The sequence below is a fragment of the Collinsella sp. LCP19S3_C9 genome, assembly GCF_052121575.1.
Classification (GTDB): Bacteria; Actinomycetota; Coriobacteriia; order Coriobacteriales; family Coriobacteriaceae; genus Collinsella.
Genome location: NZ_JBQKDZ010000008.1, coordinates 34,514 through 55,905, shown reverse-complemented (window position 1 = coordinate 55,905; position 21,392 = coordinate 34,514). Strand labels below are relative to the sequence as shown.

The window sequence follows — 21,392 nt, the reverse complement described above, 5'->3', positions numbered from 1 at the left end:
AACGACGGCCGGCGTGCTTGGGATTCATCCAAAAGCACGCCGGCCGTCGCCGTTAGAACTCGGCAAATTTGGGAGCGCCGACCTCAATCTCCTCGCGCCCCGCCATAAGCTCGCGCATCTTAGCGCAAAACGGCTCCTGCTCCCCCGCCTTAAACACCAAATGAATCGTCACGGCATCCGCGTAATCGGTATCCGAAACCTTGGCACCCGAATCCTGCGCCAAACGAAGCACCTGCTCATACTGCGGATAGGCCACGTGCACGTCAACAGGCACGACGCTCGTCATCTCAACGACCTGCCCTGCCTCCTGAGCAGCTGCCACCGCCGCCTGCGTCGCCGCGGTATAGGCGCGCACCAAGCCACCGGGCCCCAACAGCGTGCCGCCAAAATAGCGCGTCACCACGCAGCAAACATTTTTGAGCCCAGCGCCGCGCAACACCTCGAGCGTCGGCATGCCGCTCGTGCGGCTCGGCTCACCGTCATCACTCTGACGCTCGCGTCCATCGACCAAAATCCACGCGGGAACATTGTGTCGAGCGTCGTAATGACGCTTGCGAACCATCTCGATGAAGGCATTCGCCTCATCCTCGGATTCAATATGGACCAGCTGGGCAATAAACCGGCTCTTGCGATCCACAAACTCGCCAGAAGCCTCAATATTCGATCGCAGAGTAAAGTAGCTGTCCAACAAAGCCCCTCAACAAAACTAAGCGCGGCAACAAACAGCCTCAATAATACGGCAAAGACAGCACCGTTGTCCTCGCCAACAAGAGCGAAAACGCCAATGATGCCGTCACCAACAGCGAGAACCCGTCAGCGCGAGCAAGGTGCCTTGAAAGACGAGATTGCAACAGAAATGAGGCTGCCGATGGCCAGGCAAAAACAGCGAGACGGCGTCAGCTGAGTCGATTTGGCCCGAAAGAGGAGGGAGCACGCCTTATGGCGGCGACCGACGAATGAGCGCCAAATCGGCCAGCTGACGCCGTCGCAGCGTCAACAAAGTGCCGAGTGGGCCTATAAGCCGGGTTCTGTCGTGAACGGTCATTTATCTTGTCTGCACGTTACCGTGCAGCTCCACGCACGCTACCCGAACGCGGACCGGGCCGGCCCATAGCGTTCCTATTCGCGCTTGCTCCGGATGGGGCTTGCCAAGCCGCCGTGTTGCCACGACGCTGGTGGTCTCTTACACCACCGTTTCAGCTTTTCCCTTTACGCCTTGCGGCGCAGGTGGGAGTCTTCTTTTCTGCGGCGCTTTCCGTCGGATCACTCCGCCCGGCCGTTAGCCGGCATCCCGCCCTCTGGAGCCCGGACTTTCCTCACGCGTGCCGCAAGCAGCACATCGCGCGACCGTCTGGCCCACTCAGCAGTGCAAGAGTGTAACACACCGTTGCCGCAGGCAAAGGCACAACACAAGCGTTCGACACGATATGCCAAGAACCATGCCATGCGGTACAATAGGGTCGTCGATGGGCAACGTCGCCAGTCGAGACGCGACCGCGCTCCGCACCCCTCCGTCTACTCGGTGCGTTCCCGCCTCCTCCCCGAGGCGGGATGTCGGCATTTTCATGCACCGACAACCCAATAGCCCCCGTGAACAGCCCGGACAGCGTTGCGCACGAGTAGCATTGCGCACCTCACCGGCAAACGCAAAAAGGGACCCGTCCATTGCGGACGGATCCCTTAAAGCAAGTGATCGTCAAACCGATTTACTCGGCGTCGGTCTCCTCGTCCTTCTTCTCGGAAGGCAGCGGGGTAACCTCGATCTCGACGCCCAGAGTCTCAGCAGCGGACTTCATAGACAGGGAGATACGACGACGGTCGAGGTCGATCTCCATGACCTTGACCTGAACCTTGTCGCCCACGTGGGTGACCTGAGAAGGCTGGTCGACGTGCTTGTTGGCCATCTCGGAGATATGCACCAGGCCCTCGATGCCCTCGCCCAGATCGACGAAAGCGCCAAACGGGACAAGCTTGGTCACAGTGCCCTCGACGATAGCGCCGACGGGGTACTTCTTGACCAGTGCGCGCCACGGATCCTCGGTGGTCTGCTTGAGACCCAGGGAGATGCGCTCGCGGTTGAGATCGACGTCGAGAACCTCGACCTCGACCTCCTGGCCGACCTTGACAACCTCGGAAGGATGGTTGACGTGGTTCCAGGAGAGCTCGGAGATGTGGATGAGACCGTCGATACCGCCGAGGTCGACGAAGGCGCCGAAGTCGACGATGGAGGAAACGGTGCCCTGGAGACGCATGCCAGACTTGAGCTTGGACAGGATCTCGGAACGCTCGGCCTTACGGGACTCCTCAAGCACGACGCGACGGGAGAGAACGACGTTGTTGCGGTTGCGGTCCATCTCGATGACGCGGGCCTCGATGCGGGTGCCCATGTAGGAGGTGAGGTCCTTGACGCGACGGAGGTCGACGAGGGAAGCGGGCAGGAAGCCACGCAGGCCGATGTCGAGGATCAGGCCGCCCTTGACAACCTCGATAACCTCGCCCTCGACGTTCTCGCCGGAGTTGAACTTCTCCTCGATGCGGTTCCAAGCACGCTCGTACTCGGCACGCTTCTTGGAAAGGACCAGACGACCGTCCTTGTCCTCCTTCTGGAGAACCAGGGCCTCGATGGAATCACCGAGTGCAACGATGTCTGCAGGGTTAGCGTCCTTGCGGATGGACAGCTCGCGGACCGGGATAACGCCCTCGGACTTGAATCCGATGTCAACGAGCACCTCGTCATGCTCGATCTTAACGACAGTACCGTTAACGAGATCGCCCTCATCAAAGTCGGTAATCGTACCGTCGATGAGGTTGTTCATCTCCTCCTCGTTGACATCGTCAAGAGAGAAAATGGACGAGTTCTGAATCTCACTCAAAGGTGGACCCCTTTCGAACTACGGGGCCCCGATTGCTAGGACCTACAGAAGGGTGCGACAAGCACACAACGTTTAGGAACACTCGGGAGCCGACAGATACTAATGTGACGCTTATGCAATCACGTTCGTATAGGTTACGTGGAAATCACTTCGATTTCAAGCGTGAACTGCGATTTTTTACTCGTATGGAGACTTTTTCGCAATCTTGTGAACGACCGTCTCCATAAGTTGACGATAAGCAGTTGAGTATACGGCTTTGGGGTAAAGTATCCGGAGCCAACGTTCTAAACGATTTTTCGAGAAAGGTGCCCGCGTGCTCAAAGCAGTCGTTTTCGATATGGACGAGACGCTTCTTAGCATCAATCTCAACGCGTTTATCCTTCGCTATTTTAAGGATGTCTCGTCAATGCTCGCGGATATCGGACGATGCAGCCGCGGTGGCACGATGGCACGCCTCGGCACTATCCTGGTCGACCTCAACGCCAATCGCCGAAGCGGCACGGACAATCGCACCAATCTTGAGTTTTACCGCACCGAGGTCGAGCGCAGGTGCGGCATCTGCCTCTCGGACCCACTCATCAATGAGGCTTTTACCTACTATGAACGCGAAGTTCTCCCGTACAAGAATGACGATGCCATCAATGCCCACGCCATGCCGGGTGCACACGCCGCACTCCAGGCTGTACGGGACGCAGGACTGCGTTGCGCACTCTTTACCAACCCCAGCTTTCCCCAGGGGGCCATCGAATGCCGCATGGGTTGGGGTGACCTGGCCGACGCCCCCTTTGAGCTCGTGACGCACATGGGAAACGCCACCCGTTGCAAGCCCGATGCCACCTATTACCTGGAGCAGCTGCAGGCCATGGGGCTCGAACCGCACGAGGTCCTTATGGTGGGCAACGACCCCAAGCGCGACTTCCCCAGCCCCGCCTGCGGTATTCAAACTGCCTATGTTGGCCAGGGAAAACCCAGTCGAGCCACCTGGCGCGGAACCATGGAAGACTTCGCCCGCGACTTTAACGCCGTAATCGATGCCTTCTACGAGCACCAAGTAGCCAACGAACTAAGCTAGTCCCCAAATCAGGAATGGGGCGCACGTTTGCCCCACGCTTCGTTACGTGGGCAACGGCTTGAGGGCAAGATGCGATGCCCCAGTGTCCTAGGCCGTGATCATTTTGACGCGTTCGCCGATCTTGGAGTCGCGCCTGTCGGAAATAACAGTAAAGCCCTCCAGGTCGCACACCTTTACATTTGAAAACACGTGGAACTTGGAGCTATCGGCGAGTACGCAACTCGCTTGGGAATTCTGCATCACGATACGTTTTTTGATAGCCTCGGGATAACCTGGCGTCATGATGCCGCGGTCCTCGTCCACCGCATTGACACCTATAAACGCCCGGTCAAAGTACAGCTCGCGCAGCGCGCTCTCAACCATAGGACCGGTGAGCGAGCAGGTAACGGGGTTGAAGTCGCCGCCAATTACCACCACCTTAGCAGCAAGCTCGCCCGTAAACCGACATGCATAGCCGTTGGTGGTGTAGATAGTCACCGGCTTGTCGACGAGCAGGCTCAGGAGCGCCGTCGCGGTGGTACCGGAGTCGACAGCGAGATGAGACCGTCACGCCCGAAGACCCCGCTTTCGCCGCCGAGGAGCGCGCGGCGCACGCGGCCCATGAGGAGCGGCTCGAGCATATCGAGGGGCTCCTTCCCAAGAAGGGAAACGACCCTGCGGGACGACACGGCGAAAACCATCGTTGATTCCGGCAAGAGACGCCGTTTCTCTGGTAGCTTCATCTTCAACCAAGACCGACAATGCCGGCCAGGCACTCAACCCAAAAGGAGACAGCATGCCCAACGAGCTCAGCTATGAGGTCAGCCTCGAGCGCAGCAACCAGATCCGCGCCGACCTGCCGCAGCACCCCGAGAAGTACACCATGCTCACCGGCGACCGCCCCACCGGCCGCCTGCACCTCGGCCACTACTTCGGCACGCTCAAGAGCCGTGTCGAGCTGCAGGACATGGGCGTCCACACCAACGTGCTCATCGCCGACTACCAGGTCATCACCGACCGCGACAGCACCGACAACATCTAGGACAACGTCTACAACATGGTCATCGACTACCTGGCCTGCGGCCTGGACCCCGACAAGACGATGATCTACACGCACTCCGCCGTGCCCGCGGCAAACCAGCTCATGCTGCCGTTCTTGTCGCTCGTCTCCGAGGCCCTGCTGCAGCGCAACCCCATCGTCAAGGCCGAGATGGAGGCCAGCGGCCATGAGCTCACCGGCCTTTTGCTCACCTACCCCGTGCACCAGGCGTGCGACATCTTGTTCTGCAAGGGCAACGTGGTGCCGGTCGGGCGCGACCAGCTGCCGCACATCGAGCTCACCCGCACCATCGCACGCAAGTTCAACAACCGCTACGGCAAGGTGTTCTCCGAGGTCGACGCGCTGCTGTCCGACACGCCGCTGCTGCCCGGCCTTGACGGGCGCAAGATGAGCAAGTCCTACGGCAACGCCATCAACATCTCCATGACCGCCGAGGAGACGGCCAAGCGCATCAAGAAGAGCCAGACCGACGGCGAGCGCATGATCACGTTCGACCCCGAAGCCCGTCCCGGTGTGTCCGGCCTGCTCTCCACCGCCGCGATCTGCACCGGCCGCTCCGAGGTCGAGATCGCCGAGGAGATCGGCATGGGCGGCGCAGGCGCGCTCAAGAAGTACGTCACCGACGACGTGCGCCCCCATCCGCGCGCGCCGCGAGGAGCTCGTGCAGGATATGGACTACGTCAAGGACGTCCTGCACGAGGGCAACCGCCGCGCTAACGAGGTCGCCGAGGCCACGCTCGCCGAGGTGCGCGAGGCCATGGGCATGGTGTACTAAGCCATCCGGCTCGCGGAAACGCGCCGCGACACGCGAATGGGCCATCTTCACGTGTCCACGCCTTCGACATAGCCAAGGTCTTACGAGGTGGGCGATAATAAGCCCGCCTCGTTTTTTACGTTGTATGGGGGATTGCATGTACCGACTTGTTGCCAGCGATATGGATGAGACGTTTCTCGATGCCGACCACGCCATCCCGGCGTCCAATCTCCGAGCACTCAAACGCATGAGGGAGCTCGGTGTGCTGTTCGTCCCTTCGAGCGGGCGATGGTATTCCTCTATCATGGACAACTTCTCGGGGGAGGCCCGCGAGCTGATCGAAGACGGCTATGTGCTCTCCTATAACGGCGGCTTCATCAACCGCGTGGGAGACCCCACCCCGCTCACCACCTGCGGCCTTTCCAACGAATGCGCGAACGCGATCTATGCAAAGGGGCTCGAACTCGGACTCTGCATGCACGTCAACGTCGCCGACGGCCACGTGTTCGTGAATGACGCACCCACACGGGAGCGCGACTATCTGGAATCGATCACCGGGGTCACTCATTTTCGCGGATCTGACCATCCCGACCTCTCATTCCTTGAAGGCCGTGGCATCGTGAAGATCCTGTACGTCGACTGGGACTTCGATGAGCTGCAGGAATTGGGCCGCAAGCTCGCGCCGATGGCCGAGCGACTCGGCGTTGACATCACCTTCTCCTCCAAGCGCTACCTCGAACTCATGCCCGCAGGCGTTGACAAAGGGACGGGGCTCACGCGCCTTGCCGATATGCTGGGAATTCCGATGTCCGAGGTCATCGCCGTTGGTGATTCCGCAAACGACCTCTCCATGATCAAGGCGGCGGGACTGGGCGTCGGCGTGGCGAATGTCACCGACGACGTGCGGCCGTATTGCGATGTCGTCCTTGAAACGGCTGGGACTGAGGGTGCGTTCTCCGAACTCATCGAGCGATTCCTTGAACCCCAACGACCACATGTCACTGTGTCTTTCTATTTGTAACCCTTGATTAACTTATGGAGAGGCTGTGTGCTCGTCGGTCTACGACTTGGGTCTCAGAGAATTAGCTACAGTTAACTTAATGAAGGCACAGGCGAATTAAAGACCTTCGACACGAACGTTGCGCCTTCCCTCCCCTCGCGCAACACCTCTTTGGAAAGGCGCCCCGCGCATGTGGGGCGCCTTTCTTGACTACAATGGCGATATCGATTGAAAGTGAGGGCGGCATGGCAGACCGGGACACCGACGGATTCTTCAACCGCGTATACGACATGGTACGCCAGGTGCCCTGCGGCATGGTTGCCACATATGGTCAGATCGCCAAGCTCGTTGGTGAGCCCCGTCGAGCCCGATACGTGGGATACGCCCTGCACGTCAATCCGGAACCCGGCACCATCCCCTGTCATCGCATCGTATTCGCCGACGGACGCCTCGCGGAGGGGTTCGCCTTCGGTGGGCCCGAGGCGCAGCGCACACTGCTCGAGGACGAAGGCGTTGCCTTCCTCGCCAACGGACATGTCGACCTGCAGGCCTCTCGCTGGCCAGCGGGCCTGGTATGACAAGGGGCGCCGACAGCGCCCCTTCCCGTTTTGGATCCTTGGCAGGCAACCCAATCAAACGGTCGCCTCGAGTGCGTCCCCCGCGCGGTCGAGTGTGCTTCTGACCTTGGCACCCTGTTTGAACCACGTGCGCAGGTCCTCGAGCGTGCTGCCCGCTTGCATACACCTTGATTTTGCGACCACCCCTCGTGGTCACCGTGCAGCGGTCGCCGCTCTCGCTGTTCTCGTGCGCCGTGATCTTCTTGAGGTAATCGCGGCGAAACGCCACGACGCGGGCGTTGCTGATCTCGATGAACCAATCGTCATCGACAAGCGAAGTACCCGTGGCACCTCGGCTTGCCATCTCCTCGGAGAAGGAGAAACCGAGCGCGCGCTCCTGCCTGCCGATCTCGAGGATGCCGCGGGCCGGCATGCCGAGCATGAGCAGGGGCAGGAACCCCCCTATGAACAGGAACAGGAACGGGATGAGCACGAGCAGGCGCGCACCCTCGTCGGTGAAGACCGCCATGAAGGCGAGGACGAGCGAGAAGACGAGGGCCATGCCGTTGAAAACAATCGTCAACGGCTTGATGGCAGACCAACACAGGCCCGCCTTGGTCATGGGACCGTCGACGGCGTCCGAGACTTCGATGCCCTCTTCCTCCAGACGGGCGAGGAGGTTGAGCGAGCACACCCCCTCGAGGCTTATCGAGCAGAACTTCCGGTCGCCCTCGAACAGGTCGATCCTCATCATCTGCGCGTGAAGCGTTGCACGGGTGATGTTGCCAAACGTCGTCTCCTTGCGGATGCCGAAGGCGTTACGCGAGAGAATGCGCCCACCGTCCACGTCGATACGCGGGATGCTCAGCAAGGCCCAGATAGCCATACCCGCGAGCGCCATGGCATGACCGAACCACACAAGTTCGTGGTCCCACTCGCCCAGCGAGACGCCCTGCCAGACGTAGACACCCAGCATGAGCAGTTCGAACGCGACGGCGCAGCAGGCGATGATCGTGCGGATGGCTGCGGGCATGCGCACCGTGAAGCAATCGAGGCTGTCCGTTGCCTCGCTGCGCTCGCTCGCGCCGCGGCGGGCGACCCATGCAGTGAGCGGGCCGACGATGAACACGGTCATACCGACGCGCAGAATGGATTCGAGCAGATTACTCATAGGGGCCACCGCCTCGAGCTCTGGAGATTAACTGCAGGAAACGCTGCCAGAACGATGGGATGCGCACAACGTAAGGAGCCGCGTATCGGCAAGCGGCGGCATCGCAATCGCCCGGCGAACAGATGATGATCGGCGCCGGGCCAGACGAATTAAACAAAAGGGTGGTCGACGGCGCCCTCGCAGGCGCACCGTCGACCACCCTTCACGTCGCAGCGACCCTACGAGCCGTCCGAAACGAAACGCACTCCGCCAGAGCGCTACCCAATCTTGCGGATGCTCGGGATCGCCCAGGTGATGCCTGCTAGGATCACCATTGCAGCACCGATGAGCACGAAGCACGCGCTTACGCCGATGGCGTCCGCGAACAAGGTCGATGCGACGAGCCCCACGGGCATAGCCCAGCTGCAGACCGCTCCGTACAGACCGAAGACGCGGCCCATGCACTCGGGATCGACGCGCTCCTGCATGAGCGCCATCTGCGGCGCGCTGTACAGCGGACTCGAGACCCCCATCGCGAACGTAAGCCCCAGAAACACAACGAGCGCGGAAGGGGGCACGAGGCCGCCCGCGAGCGCGGCGGCTCCGATGAGGCCGATGGCCAGCGTGCACGAAAGAGCGCGGTTCTTAAGGCCACCCGTCGCCCCGATCCAGCCGCTCGCCGCGATCATGCCGACCGAGAACGCGATCTCCGCGATAGCCGACTGCGTAGTGGTGCCCCCAAAATGGTCGAACACCATGAGCGGGAACAGCGCGGATATGGGCGAGAACAGGACCGAGAAGGCGAAGCCGATCCAGAGCATGGCGAACAGACCGTGATGGCGTTTGAGCTCGCGGTACCCGTTGGCCGTCTCCAATAGGAAGGCCCGCACCGCGCGGTGCGACGCCTCGGCGTTCTCCTCGGGCGTATGGCGCTCGGGCGCCGGCGTCTTGATGCCGGAGGTCGCCACCGCGATGCTCGCGAGCACCGCCCCGGCGACATCGAGCGCGATCATGAAAGTCAGACCAAACGCCGGGTAGACCGCCGCGGCGATGGCGTTGCCGATGATATAGCTACCCGACTGCATGAACTGCAGCATGCCCGCCAGCTTGCCGAGCACCTCGGGCGGGGCGATGAGCGGTGTGAGCGCGTTGAAGGCGGGCGTATGGAGCGTGCTGCCCAGCGCACGGACGAACAGCACCGCCGCCACAACGGCGACAGAAAGGTCGCCCCGAAGCGAGCCGAAGACAAGCGTGAGGCTCACGGCCGCGATGAAGAGATCGGCGCCGATCATGAGACGCTTGATGGACGTGCGGTCCACGATGGTGCCCGCGAAGGCGCCGAGGAGCGCCATGGGCAAGAAGGCCGCCAGGCTCACGAACGACAGGGCGCTCGCGGAGCCGGTGGTGAGGGTGACGTGCCAGATGAGACCCATCTGCAGAATGGAGCTCGTGAGCACGGAGAAGAACTCGCCGATCCAGACGATGGCGAGCGAGCGCTTCCAAGAAGCGCAGGGGTTCGGTTGTGTCATGGAATAATCCTTTGATGCGATCGGTGGCATGCAGCGAAGTACCGGTCGCTCACGCGACCGTGGCTAGAGCCAAATGGAAGCAAGCATGGTGCAGCTCCCCTTTCCAAATCTAGAGGTAAACCTTCAGCCGTGAGTGGAGCTATTATAGGGACTTGCGAGCCAAGATGCAACAGGAAGACCTCTACGGAGCGTAGATGCCGGGCGCCCCGAACCACTTATGCCATGAGAGACGGCATCCGATTCTCCTTGACTTGGTCTCAATGTGATATCACAATGCAATCAGCAGTCGCACGGACTGCTCGGGGACTCGCCTCCTCCCCATCGCAATCTGGAGCGCGGCGCCGGGGACGTCACGCAAACGCCGGCGCAGTCGTGAAAGGAACTCACAATGAGCGTGGAAAAGCAACTCAAGGCCAAGTCGGGCTACGGCATGCTCGTCGCCGTGGCGGTGGCGCTCATCGCCATCATCGGCCTCTTTATCTGGAGCACCATCGGGCTCGCGAGCACGCCCGACGGCGTCGACGCGCCCGCAGTCTACGGATGGGGGCTCGGCCTCAGCATCCTCGCGTTTTGCCTGTGGTTCATCCCACTCAACGGATTCTTCTCGCTGCAGCCCGGCCAGGCGCGCGTGTGCATCCTGTTCGGCAAGTACGTGGGCACCGTCCGCGACGAGGGCTTCTTCTGGGCCAACCCGTTCTTTAGCAAGAGCATGGGCGGATCGGCCGGGATCGGCGAGATGATCGAGCTCGAGATGAGTGATTCCAAGGCCGCCAAGGCCGCGGCGCAGAAGGCCGCCAAGGGCAACCCCACCACCATCTCCACCCGCGTGCGCACCCTGAATGGCGAGCGCCTGAAGGTCAACGACAAAATGGGCAACCCCATCGAGATCGCAACCGTCGTGGTGTGGCACGTCGCCGATACCGCCAAGGCGCTCTTCGACGTCGACGACTACCAGAGCTATGTCGCCATGCAGGCCGAGACGGCGCTGCGCCACGTGGCGAGCGTGTACGCCTACGACCACCTGGAGGACGAGTCCGATGCCGCCGGCGCCATCACGCTGCGCGCCAATGTGGAAGAGGTCTCCGAAGCCCTGCGCCGCGAGCTCGCGATGCGCCTGGCGCCCGCCGGCGTCGAGGTCGACGATGCACGTCTCACGCACCTCGCCTACTCCCCTGAGATCGCCCAGGCGATGCTGCGCCGCCAGCAGGCCGAGGCCGTCATCGCCGCACGCAAGAAGATCGTCGAGGGCGCGGTCTCCATGGTCGACATGGCCGTGAAGGAGATGGCTGCCGGCGGCACCATCGAGCTCGACGACGAGCGCAAGGCGCAGATGGCCAGCAACCTCATGGTGGTGCTCTGCGGTGAATCCGAGGCGCACCCGGTGCTCAACGCAGGCTCGCTGTACTAACCCCAACACCAATGAGTAATTTGGGGACGGGTGCAAAATTGCACATTCGACAAGAAGGCACGTCATGGCACGCAAGCAGTATCCACTCCGTATAGACCCCGCTATCTGGGAGGCCGTCCAACGCTGGGCGGACGATGAGATGCGCAGCGCCAACGGTCAGGTGGAATGGATCTTGCGAGACGCCCTCAAACGCGCGGGAAGGCTGCCGAAGAAAGAGCCCTCGTTCAAGGGCACGCCCAAAGGCGAAGAGGGCTAAGCCGGGAAGACAGGGCTCGGCCGCTGCCGACGTCGGGACAAAGCCGCGCCCCGCGCCGCGGTCGAGGCAGAGCTGAGCCCCGCCGCTCCAAAGTCGAGCCGAACGGCGGGGCCAACACCAACCCAAAGCAAGCTCGCCCCCTCTATACGCACCAACCGGTCCCCGGAGGCATCCGCCTTTGGGGACCGTTCTTTTCCCAGCTAGATGTCGTATATAAAGCCTTTTGACAGCTCGATTTTGCCCCGTGGGGGTCAAATATAAAGACCTTTGATGGTACGATGCTCGCGTCAATGACATGGTGGCTCTCGACAGGGGTCGCCCCGACCCTCTAGGGAGCAAACGCATGGAGCTGGGCTCGCACATCAAGGAGCATCGCACGGAGCTCGGACTGTCCCAAGACGATCTGGCGGAGCGCATCTACGTGTCGCGCCAGACCATCAGCAACTGGGAGTGCGGCCGTACGTATCCGGATGTCCAGAGCCTGCTGCTGCTTTCCAACGTGTTCGGGGTGACCGTGGACTCCCTCATCAAAGGAGATGTGGAAACCATGGCACAGGTAATGAACGAAGCGGTCAAGAAGTACAACGCCCTATCCACAATCACGGTCGTGAGTGCGGTCGTGTTTTTGGTGCTGAGCGCGTGGGCGGCGTTCCAGTTCGAATGGGGCTGGGGCATGCACATCGCGCCCACCGCGGCGTTTGCCGCCGTGGCGCTCGTCGTGATGCTCGTGGCGTTCGTGTATATGGAACGCATGAAGAAGCAGCACGACCTCGTCACGTACCGCGAGGTGTTGGCGTTTAGCCGCGGCGAGCAGGTCGATCGCGACACGCTCGAGGGGCGCCGTGAGCGCGAGATGAACCCTTGGGTCAAGGGCACGCGCAACGCGGTGCAGATCATCATCGGCGCCATCGCCGGCGGACTGGTGGGCGTCGGCATCGGCATGCTCGCCAAGATGCTGAGTTAAAAGCGCGGGTACGCACCCGTTCCCCGAAATGGTATCCCCCTTAGCCCCCATTCTGAAGATGTATGCCAGAATGGGGGCGATTCCCGTTAGGAGGTGCCCCATGAACGTCACCGTACGCGCGTCCCTCATCGCATTGATCGCAATCGTTGGCGCCTGCTGGGCAATCCCCGTCCTCCTGGTGAGGGTCGTCCCACCCGATGCCGGCATGATCGCCATGATGGCGCTGATCTACCCCGTGCTCCCCGCAACTGCAATCACCCTCGGCCTGCTCGCCGCGAACTCCGCGAGGACGCTCTTCTGGGTACCCGCGGCGCTCGGAATCGGACCCGCGGTCCTGTTTCCCCTCAAGGTCGAGGGCAGCCAGGACCTTGCGTTCCATGGGGTTGCCTATACCGCAATCGGCTACGCCGCCATGGGCCTGTACACTTGGATGACTGCTCGACAACATCGCTAAGCCATCGCAGCAACAATCATGCAGGTAAACCCCGTGCAAAACAGTTTTTGCAGCGCCCGGCAAGCCTTGCCGCATATGATGTACAACAGATTCGATAGCGCACCCTACGTGTTCGCGGGACGCTCCTTCACGACCGGGAGGTGACGATGGACATCAGCAACCAGATCAAGACGCGGCGCGAGGCGATGGGCCTCTCGCAAGAGCAACTTGCCGAGAAGCTCTATGTATCGCGTCAGACGATCAGCAACTGGGAGCGGGACAAGACGTATCCGGACGTCCAGAGCCTGCTCATGCTGAGCATCCTGTTCGGCACCTCCATAGACACGCTCGTGAAGGGAGACGTGACCGTTATGGAAGAGGCAGTCGAAAGAGATCGCAAGCGCATGGGAACGCGGATGCTATGGCTGGCCGTGCTGATGCTCGCGTTGCTGGCGGTGGCGTTCGCGCTGATACTGTCGCCGGCGTTTAACTGGATGGAGGGCACCTGGGGCGCCGGCGTCGCCGCGGCTGCGGCGTTCCTGCCGGCGATAGCGGCGCTTGTTGTCGCAACCGTCCTCGAGCGCATCAAGCGCGAGAACGACCTGGTGACATACCGCGAGATCCTCGCTGTCCGCAATGCAGACAGGTGCTTTACAGCCACAAGCGCGATAGTTTCAACAACAAGATGCAGTGCCCCAGAGCCCCTAGCAGTCGACGATGGTCTTGCCGATCATGATGTTGAGGATCTCGACGTCGGTATCCTTCATGCCAACGCGGCCCACATAGCCCATGCTGGCGATCGTCTCTTCCACCGTATCCTGAATCAGGCCCTCGCCGGCACGGAAGCCGCGGCCCTGCATGGCCATATCGTGGCCCAGAATCGCCGCATCAACGGCAGCGGAAATCTTAGCGGCGCAGCTTGCCTTGGCGCCATCGCACACGATGCCGCCCACGTTACCGAGCGTATTGGAGACCGTCGCGCCGATCTGCTCGCGCGTGCCACCGCACAGCCAGGTAATCGCCGCGCCGGCACCGCACGCAGCGCAAATAGCACCGCAAAACGCCGAGAGCGCACCAATATAGCTCTTGATATGCACAGCAATAAGATCGGACAGCATCACGGCGCGCACCAGGCGCTCGTGGTCGCAGCGCAGGTAGTCGGCATATTCCATAACGGGCAACGCACAGGTAATACCCTGGTTGCCCGAGCCGCACACAATGGCGACCGGTAGCGCACAGCCGTTCATACGGGCGTCAGACCCGGCGGCGGCACGCGCACGCGCACGGCAGGCGACGTCGTCGGCACGAGCGCCCAGCAGCGTACGGCCCACCTCGGCGCCCCAAGCGTGCGCCAAGCCCTCTGCGCTAATGGCACCGTTCAGCTCGATCTGACGCTCAACGGCAGCGCGAGCACCCTCAACATCGCCGTCCTCGATAAAGTCAATGATAGACTCAATCGACATGGGCGTATCGGCGTTATCGGCGGCACGCTCGGCCACGACGCGCTCGGCGCAGGCGGCACACTCCCCCGCCGACTTGCCACACACCGGAATGCCATCGAGTGTATGGCACGTAACATTGGTGTGGTGGTCGGTAATCTCGACGACCGCGGTATGCCCCCCGGCTGTGGCAGTCACCTTGATGTAGAGGTTGGGCACGCCCTCGACAAGCGACACATCGCAGTAGCCGGCATCGGCGAGGAGCTCGGCCACGCGAGCACGGTCTTTATCGTCAACACTCTCGAGCACCTCGAGCGCGCTCTTGGCGTCGCCGCCCACGGCACCCAGCACGGCCGCGGCTTCAATACCATGCATACCGCCCGAGTTAGGCACGGTCACGCTCTTTACGTTCTTGATGATGTTGCCCGAGCAGGCAACATCCATATGATCGGGTTCGCAGCCGAGCGTCTGGCTCGCCAGCGCCGCTGCATAGGCAACGGCAATGGGCTCGGTGCAGCCGAGCGCACAGACAAGCTCGCGGTTCAAAACATCGCAAAACGCGGTATCACGAAAGGAATCGGCAGGCATAGGTATCTCCTACTTGTATAACGGGCTGGGCTCTCAAAATAGTTCGCTATTTTATTTGATAACAATGCATCAAAAACCACAACCATGGTTCCGGCAGACGGCGCTCGAGCACAAATTAGCGGCATTATTCATGAGAAGCCGGTCTTATTGCATGCTAAAGCGTTTGAGCAAAAAACGCCCGAGCGTTTACACAAAAGTCGCGCTATCATGCAGTCGAACGCGGTAAAACCTTTAGCAATCTCGCCGCACAGACCAGAGAGGAAGCATCCATGAAGATCGGTATCGGTAACGACCACGCCGCCGTCGAGCTCAAGAACATCATCTCCGAGCACCTGAAGGAGCGCGGCTGCGAGGTCGTGAACTTTGGCACCGACACCTCCGAGAGCTTTGACTACCCCATCGCCGGCTACAAGGTGGGTAAGGCCGTTGCCAACGGCGACGTCGACCTGGGCATCCTCATCTGTGGCACCGGCGTCGGGATTAGCCTGGCTGCCAACAAGGTCGAGGGCGTACGCGCCGTCGTGTGCTCCGAGCCCTTCAGCGCCAAGCTCTCCCGCATGCACAACAACACCAACGTGCTCGCCTTTGGTGCCCGCGTCGTGGGCTCCGAGCTCGCCAAGATGATTGTCGACGAGTGGCTCGATGCCGAGTTTGAGGGCGGCCGCCACGAGCGTCGCGTCAATCTCATCAACGAGATCGACCAGACCCGCGGACTCAAGGTCGTCGACGAGGCCTAAAGACTTACAACACCATACGTTAACGACAGCCCCCGTCCGGAACACACATCCGGACGGGGGCTGTTTAGTAGATTTTTGGGATATACCTAGAAATCTACTGGAATAAAAAGGGCGCCGCGGATGGAATTCCGCGGCGCCAAAGCCACACGCTAACAGCTTTGAGGAGTCAAAGCTGGTTTAGCCAAAGAAGCGCTTGATCTCGATCTCGGCGTTCTCCAGACAGTCGGAGCCGTGGATCACGTTGGCGTTGACATCGACAGCGAAGTCGCCGCGAATGGTGCCGGGGGCAGCGTCAAGCGGATTGGTAGCGCCCATAAGGGTGCGCATCTTGGAGACAGCGGAGAGACCGGAAACGACCATCTTGACGACCGGACCGCTCGTCATAAAGTCGCAGAGACCGCCAAAGAAGGGCTTGTCGGCCAGATGGGCGTAGTGCTCCTCGACGGTAGCACGCTCGAGCGTGGTCATCTCCATGCGCTCGATGACAAGGCCGCTACGCTCAATGCGAGCGACGATCTCGCCGATCTTGCGATCGCGCACAGCGTCGGGCTTAATCATGATGAAGGTCTTCTCGATAGCCATAAGGTAGCCTTTCAAGTAGGTTCGCGCGTGCCCAAGTCCCATTCCGGCACCCGCCTGGACTGCATCGTAACAGAGTTTTAGCTGCAGTTAAACAAAAAACTGTTTATTGAAACACTACAATTTATTAAAACGTTCCATATGTGTCACTTCTGTTTCGAAGCCCGATTAGAGTACCATCCGACCGCGCATCAACCGCACCGAACCGAGCGGACGGTCGGTTGCCGCCCGTGAACGTACCCCCTTCACAACCTGCCCAAAGGTCCTACAGAAGTTCTCGACAAGCCCCTTCCCCATTACAACAAAATACGGGCGCCCGCAGCAACAGACGCCCGTAAAAGCAAAAACGATTTATCAATAAATGGCCAAAGCCGCTTCAACTAAACCCTTACTTTGCCCCGTGGCCCATCTCGACGACCTTGGTCAGCGATCCAAGCACACCTTCATCGGCAACGAGTTGTGCCTGGGCACGCTGCAGCTGCACGGCAACGGCGGCAGGGGCGGTACCGCCCTCGGTCGTGCGTGCAGCGACAATCGACGGGATGTCGAGCGCCTCGGTAATGTCGTGCTCAAAGAGCGGGCTTGCCTCTTGGAACACCTCAAACGGCAGGTCCTCAAGATTGCAGCCGCGCTTCTCGCACATCAGGACCAAATGGCCCACCACGGCGTGGGCCTCGCGGAACGGCAGGCCACGCTTGGCCAGGTAATCGGCAACATCGGTGGCGGCAAGGTGCCCCACGCCGCACTCGCGCGCCATGGCATCCTCGTTGACGGTCCAGGTCGAGATCATACCGGCCATAACGGACAGGCACTGCATGAGCGTATGGGCGGTATCGAGCGCGCCCTCCTTGTCCTCCTGCAAGTCCTTGTTATAGGCGAGCGGCAGGCCCTTCATGGTCACGAGCAGCTGCACCAGGTTGCCATAGACTCGGCCGCTCTTGCCGCGGATAAGCTCGGCAAAATCGGGGTTCTTCTTCTGCGGCATGATGGACGAGCCAGTGGAATACGAGTCGGAGAGCGTGATAAAGCCAAACTCGGAGCTCGACCACAGCACGATCTCCTCGGAAAGACGCGACAGGTGCATCGCCATGACGGAGCCGGCGTAATGCAGGTCGAGGAGGAAATCACGGTCGGAAACCGCATCGAGCGAGTTGGGAATCACGCCCGCAAAGCCAAGTTCGGCGGCCGTCATCTGACGATCGAGCGGATAGCTCGTACCGGCAAGCGCGGCAGCGCCCAGCGGGCAGTTGTCGGCAGCATCAAAGGCGGCCTTCAGGCGTGTAAAGTCGCGCGCGAACATCCAAGAATACGCCAGCAGATGATGCGACAGCAGCACGGGCTGAGCATGCTGCATGTGCGTGTAACCCGGCAGAATCACCTTGTTGTACTGTTTGGCCGCATCCACCAGCACGTGGCGCAGCTCAAGATTGGCCTCCATGAGCTCCTTGGCCAGCGCCTTGACGCCCAGGCGCGTATCGGTCGCCACCTGGTCGTTGCGCGAACGCCCGGTATGCAGGCGCTTGCCTGCCTCGCCGATGCGACGGGTCAGCTCGCTCTCGATGGACATATGAATGTCCTCGTCGTTGATATCGAAGGTGAAGTTGCCGGCATCGATATCCTGTTCGATTGCGGTCAGACCCTCGGCAATCGCCTGCTCGTCCTTTGCACTGATAATGCCCTGGGCCGCCAGCATCTTGGCATGTGCCTTAGAGCCAGCGATATCCTGCTTATAGAGATGTTTGTCGACCGGCAGCGACGCGCCAAACTCCTGCGTGACCTCGGCCACGCCTGTCTCAAAACGACCGCCCCAAAGAGCCATGGAACCGTCCCCTTTCTCTAAATACCAAAACAAGCGCCCAAAGCAAAGCGCCATGTCGCTAAAGCGATTTATCAACCGCTAGTTTTGCACATTCCCCACCGAGCGCGAGACCATGTGGCTAATTTGCAAAGAAGTGACGCACCAGGCACTTGGCGCCCATCGACTCCCGCCAGCCGTTGCTTGCCGAGCCGTCAATCCATGCCTTCAGGCTCATAGGGACATCCTCGACCTTTGCAGCATCGAACTCGGGCGCGAGGGCAAGTAAAGCATGCGCGATAGCATTGAACATAATGGATACTCCTCAGATATATATAGGCGCAGAGCCGCCAAATTGATAGAAGGAGCCCCGCCGGACAACCCCGGCGGGGCTCGGACTCAGCCGCAGACGCGGCATCATATATGCGGGCGGAATGTAGGGGCCACCGATGTTAAGAAGTGTCAGCAAGCATAACGAAAGGTAGGGACCCCATGCGCCCGTTATGTATCACGCGGATGGGCCGCGCGGATACCAAGGGAGAAAGACTTAAGCCTGAGCGGCAGCAGAGCTGGGACCCTGGACCTTGGCCCACGTCTTGAGCGACAGCGTGTCGATCTCGATAAAGCCGGCGCTGGCCTTCTCGTCAAACGTGGTGTCGCGGTCGTAGGTGGCCAGACCGTAGTCATAGAGGCTGAAGGGGCTCTTGCGGCCGACAACATGGCAGTTGCCCTTAAAGAACTTCAGACGAACGGTACCGGTCACGAACTTCTGGGTATCGGCCATAAAGGCGTCGAGTGCGTTTTTGAGCGGGCTGTACCACTGGCCGTTGTACACGGCGGTGGCCCAATCCTGCTCGAGCTTAATCTTGGTCTTGAGCAGATCGCCCTCGACGCAAATATCCTCGAGTGCCTTGTGGGCGGTGATAAGCGTCAGGGCGCCGGGAACCTCATAGCACTCGCGGCTCTTGAGGCCCACCAGACGATCCTCGACCAGGTCCAGGCGACCAAAGCCGTTATCGCCCGAAATCTTGTTGAGGGCGATGACGATCTCGGAGAGCTTCATCTTCTTGCCGTCGACGGCGACGGGCTTGCCGGCCTCAAACTCAATCTCGGTGTAGGTCGGGGTGTCGGGCGTTTCCTCGGGATTCTTGGTCATAACCCAGGCGTCGTCGAGCGGCTCGTTCCAGGGATCCTCCAGGTGGCCGCACTCAATGGCACGACCCCACAGGTTGTCGTCGATGGAATAGGGGTTGTCGTTGGCACCCTCGGGAACCGGCACGTTGTGGGCGTGAGCATAGGCGACCTCGTCGGGACGGCACTTCAGATCCCACTCGCGAACCGGGGCGATAACCTTAAGCTCGGGGTCGAGGGCCTTGACGGCAGCCTCAAAACGAACCTGGTCGTTACCCTTGCCGGTGCAGCCGTGGGCGACGTAGGTCGCGCCAAACTCGTGGGCGACCTCGACAAGCTTCTTGGCGAGCAGCGGGCGAGACAGAGCGGAAAGCAGCGGGTACTTGTTCTCGTACATGGAATTTGCGGCGATGGCCTTGGTCAGGAACTCATCGGAGAACTCGTCGCGCAGGTCGAGCACCTGGCAATCAAGAACGCCCAGGTCGAGCGCTTTCTGTTTCTTGGCATCCAGGCCGGTCTCCTCCTGGCCCACGTTGCCGCAGACGCAAACGACATCGAGATTCTTCTCGTCCTGGAGCCACTTGACACATACGGATGTATCAAGACCACCGGAATATGCGAGAACTACTTTTTCCTTGCTCATGGCTGTTTCCTTTCGCCCTTGGTAGCTAGTTAGAACATCGGTCAGTTGCAAGTCATTTCAAGGTCACGTACCGTGCAATATCAGGTTAAATAGCAAAAATCAGCACATACATGCCCTAGAAACATGCAGCAATGTCGTGCTAAAACCCAACGACCTTAAAATGACTCTGTTGAGGCAATTCGCCCCATGCGGACAGAGACGATTGTTATCGTCGTCGGGAAATTGCGCGCTGGCGTCGGAGAGCATTGTCTGCAGTGATGATGATCTGTACGAACTGCATCTGCCTCTCCTTTCACACATCGCCGGGCGCAATTCTAATATCGCAAACGGTACCTTTTCCTCGGTAAGCGGCTCTTTTGCCGTCTCCGTTTTCGATGGTCGCTATATTACGCTAAAGTGCCTGCTGCACAAGCAACAAATTCAAATTTCTGAAAAGTTTTTTCATTAGTTTGTGAAATGCAGTGCAAATACGCTCCGTTCCTGCGAAAATACGCCTGGTTACGAGTTGTTGGTTATAACGTCTGAAACAATTTCGAAACGAAAGGCTCGCTTTTATGCAAACTTACGAATCGGACGCCAATATCGGAAACATTAAGCTCATCGCCGTCGACATGGACAAGACGCTGCTGACCGACGAGCGCGTGCTGCCGCAAGGCCTTGACGAACGCCTGGACAAGCTCGCCGAAGCCGGCATCGTATTCTGCCCCGCCAGTGGACGTCCCGCCCCCAAGCTCGAGGAGATGTTCGAGGGCATCAAGAACCGCATCGCTTTTTGCCCCGATAACGGCGCGTGCGTGATATATCGCGGCAACTATATCTATAAGAGCAACATCGATGTGGCGCTGTATCAACAGGTGCTCGCTCGTGCCTCGGAGGATTCTCGCGCCGTTCCCGTCCTGTGCTGCTTCGACGAGTTCTACGTGCTTGCCCGCGACCATCAATACCACGACGAGATCAGCGTCTACTACAACACAATCAACTACGTCGACAGCTTTGAGGGCATTGATTTCGAGTCCAACAAGATTTCGATCTTCTTCCCCGCCTACGACGCTGAGCCTGCGTTCCGCGAGACCTATAACCCCGCGTTCTCGGATCAGCTCTACGTCACCAATGCGGGCCGCGAGTGGATCGACTTTATGAACCTGGGCGTCGACAAGGGCGCCGGCGTCGCGCACCTGTGCGAGCACTTGGGCATCGATATCGCCGGTGCCGCCGCCGTGGGCGACACCTACAACGATATCCCTATGCTCGAGCGCGTCGGGCATAGCTTTATCGTGGACAATGCCGAGGAGCATATGAATGCGCACGCCAAGTGGCGCATTCCGAGCAACAACGACGGGGGCGTACTGACGCTCATCGACGCCATCTTGGCGGCTCGGTAACGTTGCTCGTCGGACCTGGCCGGGCGAGGCGGGTAAGTTTTTCGTTCGGTCAGGTCCTGGGCT

18 protein-coding genes, 1 other RNA gene and 2 pseudogenes are annotated in these 21,392 nt (G+C 60.3%); 11 read left to right on the top strand and 10 right to left on the bottom strand.

Going from position 1 to position 21,392, the window contains the following annotated elements:
- Positions 1-52: 52 nt before the first annotated feature.
- The 3 genes from ACTQXI_RS05235 to rpsA all read right to left on the bottom strand — a co-directional run bounded on the left by ACTQXI_RS05235 (position 53) and on the right by rpsA (position 2,873).
- Positions 53-691 carry a YigZ family protein gene (locus ACTQXI_RS05235; RefSeq protein ID WP_195838524.1) on the bottom strand — a complete coding sequence of 213 codons (639 nt, stop codon included), beginning with the start codon at positions 689-691 and terminating at the stop codon, positions 53-55.
- Positions 692-1,001: 310 nt separating this feature from the next.
- Positions 1,002-1,363, bottom strand: an RNA gene (rnpB, locus tag ACTQXI_RS05230) — RNase P RNA component class A.
- A gap of 343 nt (positions 1,364-1,706) precedes the next feature.
- The gene (gene rpsA / locus ACTQXI_RS05225; RefSeq protein WP_154515317.1) at positions 1,707-2,873 is read right to left on the bottom strand and encodes a 30S ribosomal protein S1; all 1,167 of its coding nucleotides are present in this window, start codon (positions 2,871-2,873) and stop codon (positions 1,707-1,709) included.
- A 313-nt stretch (positions 2,874-3,186) separates the two neighbouring features.
- Between rpsA and ACTQXI_RS05220 the strand changes: the two genes are divergently transcribed.
- Positions 3,187-3,945, top strand: a complete 759-nt coding sequence (locus tag ACTQXI_RS05220; RefSeq protein WP_441048627.1) for an HAD family hydrolase — start codon at positions 3,187-3,189, stop codon at positions 3,943-3,945.
- Positions 3,946-4,032: 87 nt separating this feature from the next.
- Here the strand turns inward: ACTQXI_RS05220 and ACTQXI_RS05215 are convergent, their stop codons facing one another.
- The gene (locus tag ACTQXI_RS05215; RefSeq protein WP_441048626.1) at positions 4,033-4,422 is read right to left on the bottom strand and encodes a hypothetical protein; all 390 of its coding nucleotides are present in this window, start codon (positions 4,420-4,422) and stop codon (positions 4,033-4,035) included.
- 298 nt (positions 4,423-4,720) lie between these two features.
- On the opposite strand from ACTQXI_RS05215, the pseudogene trpS reads away from it, so the two are divergent.
- The 3 genes and pseudogenes from trpS (at position 4,721) to ACTQXI_RS05200 (ending at position 7,316) form a co-directional block, all read left to right on the top strand.
- Positions 4,721-5,759 (top strand): annotated as a pseudogene (gene trpS, locus ACTQXI_RS05210) (tryptophan--tRNA ligase).
- Positions 5,760-5,895: 136 nt separating this feature from the next.
- Positions 5,896-6,759: an HAD-IIB family hydrolase gene (locus tag ACTQXI_RS05205; RefSeq protein WP_233540280.1), complete on the top strand. Its 864-nt coding sequence runs from the start codon at positions 5,896-5,898 to the stop codon at positions 6,757-6,759.
- Between the two features lie 194 nt (positions 6,760-6,953).
- Positions 6,954-7,316 (top strand): MGMT family protein, encoded by a 363-nt coding sequence (locus ACTQXI_RS05200; protein WP_199407147.1) that lies wholly within the window; start codon positions 6,954-6,956, stop codon positions 7,314-7,316.
- Positions 7,317-8,723: 1,407 nt separating this feature from the next.
- Here ACTQXI_RS05200 and ACTQXI_RS05195 read toward each other — a convergent pair.
- Complete coding sequence (locus ACTQXI_RS05195) at positions 8,724-9,974, bottom strand: MFS transporter (protein WP_427719692.1); 1,251 nt, start codon at positions 9,972-9,974, stop codon at positions 8,724-8,726.
- Between the two features lie 388 nt (positions 9,975-10,362).
- Between ACTQXI_RS05195 and ACTQXI_RS05190 the strand changes: the two genes are divergently transcribed.
- The 5 genes and pseudogenes from ACTQXI_RS05190 to ACTQXI_RS05170 form a co-directional block, all read left to right on the top strand.
- On the top strand, positions 10,363-11,382 hold the full coding sequence (locus ACTQXI_RS05190) for an SPFH domain-containing protein (RefSeq protein ID WP_117734981.1): 1,020 nt from the start codon (positions 10,363-10,365) through the stop codon (positions 11,380-11,382).
- A gap of 64 nt (positions 11,383-11,446) precedes the next feature.
- Positions 11,447-11,638 carry an Arc family DNA binding domain-containing protein gene (locus ACTQXI_RS05185; protein ID WP_117734980.1) on the top strand — a complete coding sequence of 64 codons (192 nt, stop codon included), beginning with the start codon at positions 11,447-11,449 and terminating at the stop codon, positions 11,636-11,638.
- A 343-nt stretch (positions 11,639-11,981) separates the two neighbouring features.
- Positions 11,982-12,602, top strand: a complete 621-nt coding sequence (locus ACTQXI_RS05180) for a helix-turn-helix domain-containing protein (RefSeq protein ID WP_117762863.1) — start codon at positions 11,982-11,984, stop codon at positions 12,600-12,602.
- Between the two features lie 100 nt (positions 12,603-12,702).
- Entirely contained in the window at positions 12,703-13,056 is a 354-nt protein-coding gene (locus ACTQXI_RS05175; protein ID WP_441031854.1) for a hypothetical protein, read from the top strand.
- A gap of 146 nt (positions 13,057-13,202) precedes the next feature.
- Positions 13,203-13,385: pseudogene (locus tag ACTQXI_RS05170) on the top strand (helix-turn-helix transcriptional regulator); the annotation flags it as partial.
- 354 nt (positions 13,386-13,739) lie between these two features.
- Here the strand turns inward: ACTQXI_RS05170 and ACTQXI_RS05165 are convergent.
- Positions 13,740-15,062: an L-cysteine desulfidase family protein gene (locus tag ACTQXI_RS05165; protein WP_441048625.1), complete on the bottom strand. Its 1,323-nt coding sequence runs from the start codon at positions 15,060-15,062 to the stop codon at positions 13,740-13,742.
- Positions 15,063-15,331: 269 nt separating this feature from the next.
- Here ACTQXI_RS05165 and rpiB point away from each other — a divergent pair, with 269 nt between their 5' ends.
- The gene (gene rpiB / locus ACTQXI_RS05160) at positions 15,332-15,799 is read left to right on the top strand and encodes a ribose 5-phosphate isomerase B (RefSeq protein ID WP_427719257.1); all 468 of its coding nucleotides are present in this window, start codon (positions 15,332-15,334) and stop codon (positions 15,797-15,799) included.
- Positions 15,800-15,976: 177 nt separating this feature from the next.
- Here the strand turns inward: rpiB and ndk are convergent, their stop codons facing one another.
- From ndk to ACTQXI_RS05140, 4 genes are all read right to left on the bottom strand, one after another.
- Entirely contained in the window at positions 15,977-16,381 is a 405-nt protein-coding gene (ndk, locus tag ACTQXI_RS05155) for a nucleoside-diphosphate kinase (RefSeq protein WP_055251725.1), read from the bottom strand.
- 385 nt (positions 16,382-16,766) lie between these two features.
- The gene (gene argH / locus ACTQXI_RS05150; protein ID WP_441044739.1) at positions 16,767-18,197 is read right to left on the bottom strand and encodes an argininosuccinate lyase; all 1,431 of its coding nucleotides are present in this window, start codon (positions 18,195-18,197) and stop codon (positions 16,767-16,769) included.
- A 118-nt stretch (positions 18,198-18,315) separates the two neighbouring features.
- Positions 18,316-18,486, bottom strand: coding sequence for a hypothetical protein (locus ACTQXI_RS05145; protein WP_154515301.1), 171 nt, complete (start codon positions 18,484-18,486; stop codon positions 18,316-18,318).
- Positions 18,487-18,720: 234 nt separating this feature from the next.
- Positions 18,721-19,947 carry an argininosuccinate synthase gene (locus ACTQXI_RS05140; RefSeq protein ID WP_441048624.1) on the bottom strand — a complete coding sequence of 409 codons (1,227 nt, stop codon included), beginning with the start codon at positions 19,945-19,947 and terminating at the stop codon, positions 18,721-18,723.
- 554 nt (positions 19,948-20,501) lie between these two features.
- On the opposite strand from ACTQXI_RS05140, the gene ACTQXI_RS05135 reads away from it, so the two are divergent.
- Entirely contained in the window at positions 20,502-21,329 is an 828-nt protein-coding gene (locus ACTQXI_RS05135; RefSeq protein ID WP_441048623.1) for a Cof-type HAD-IIB family hydrolase, read from the top strand.
- Positions 21,330-21,392 lie beyond the last annotated feature (63 nt).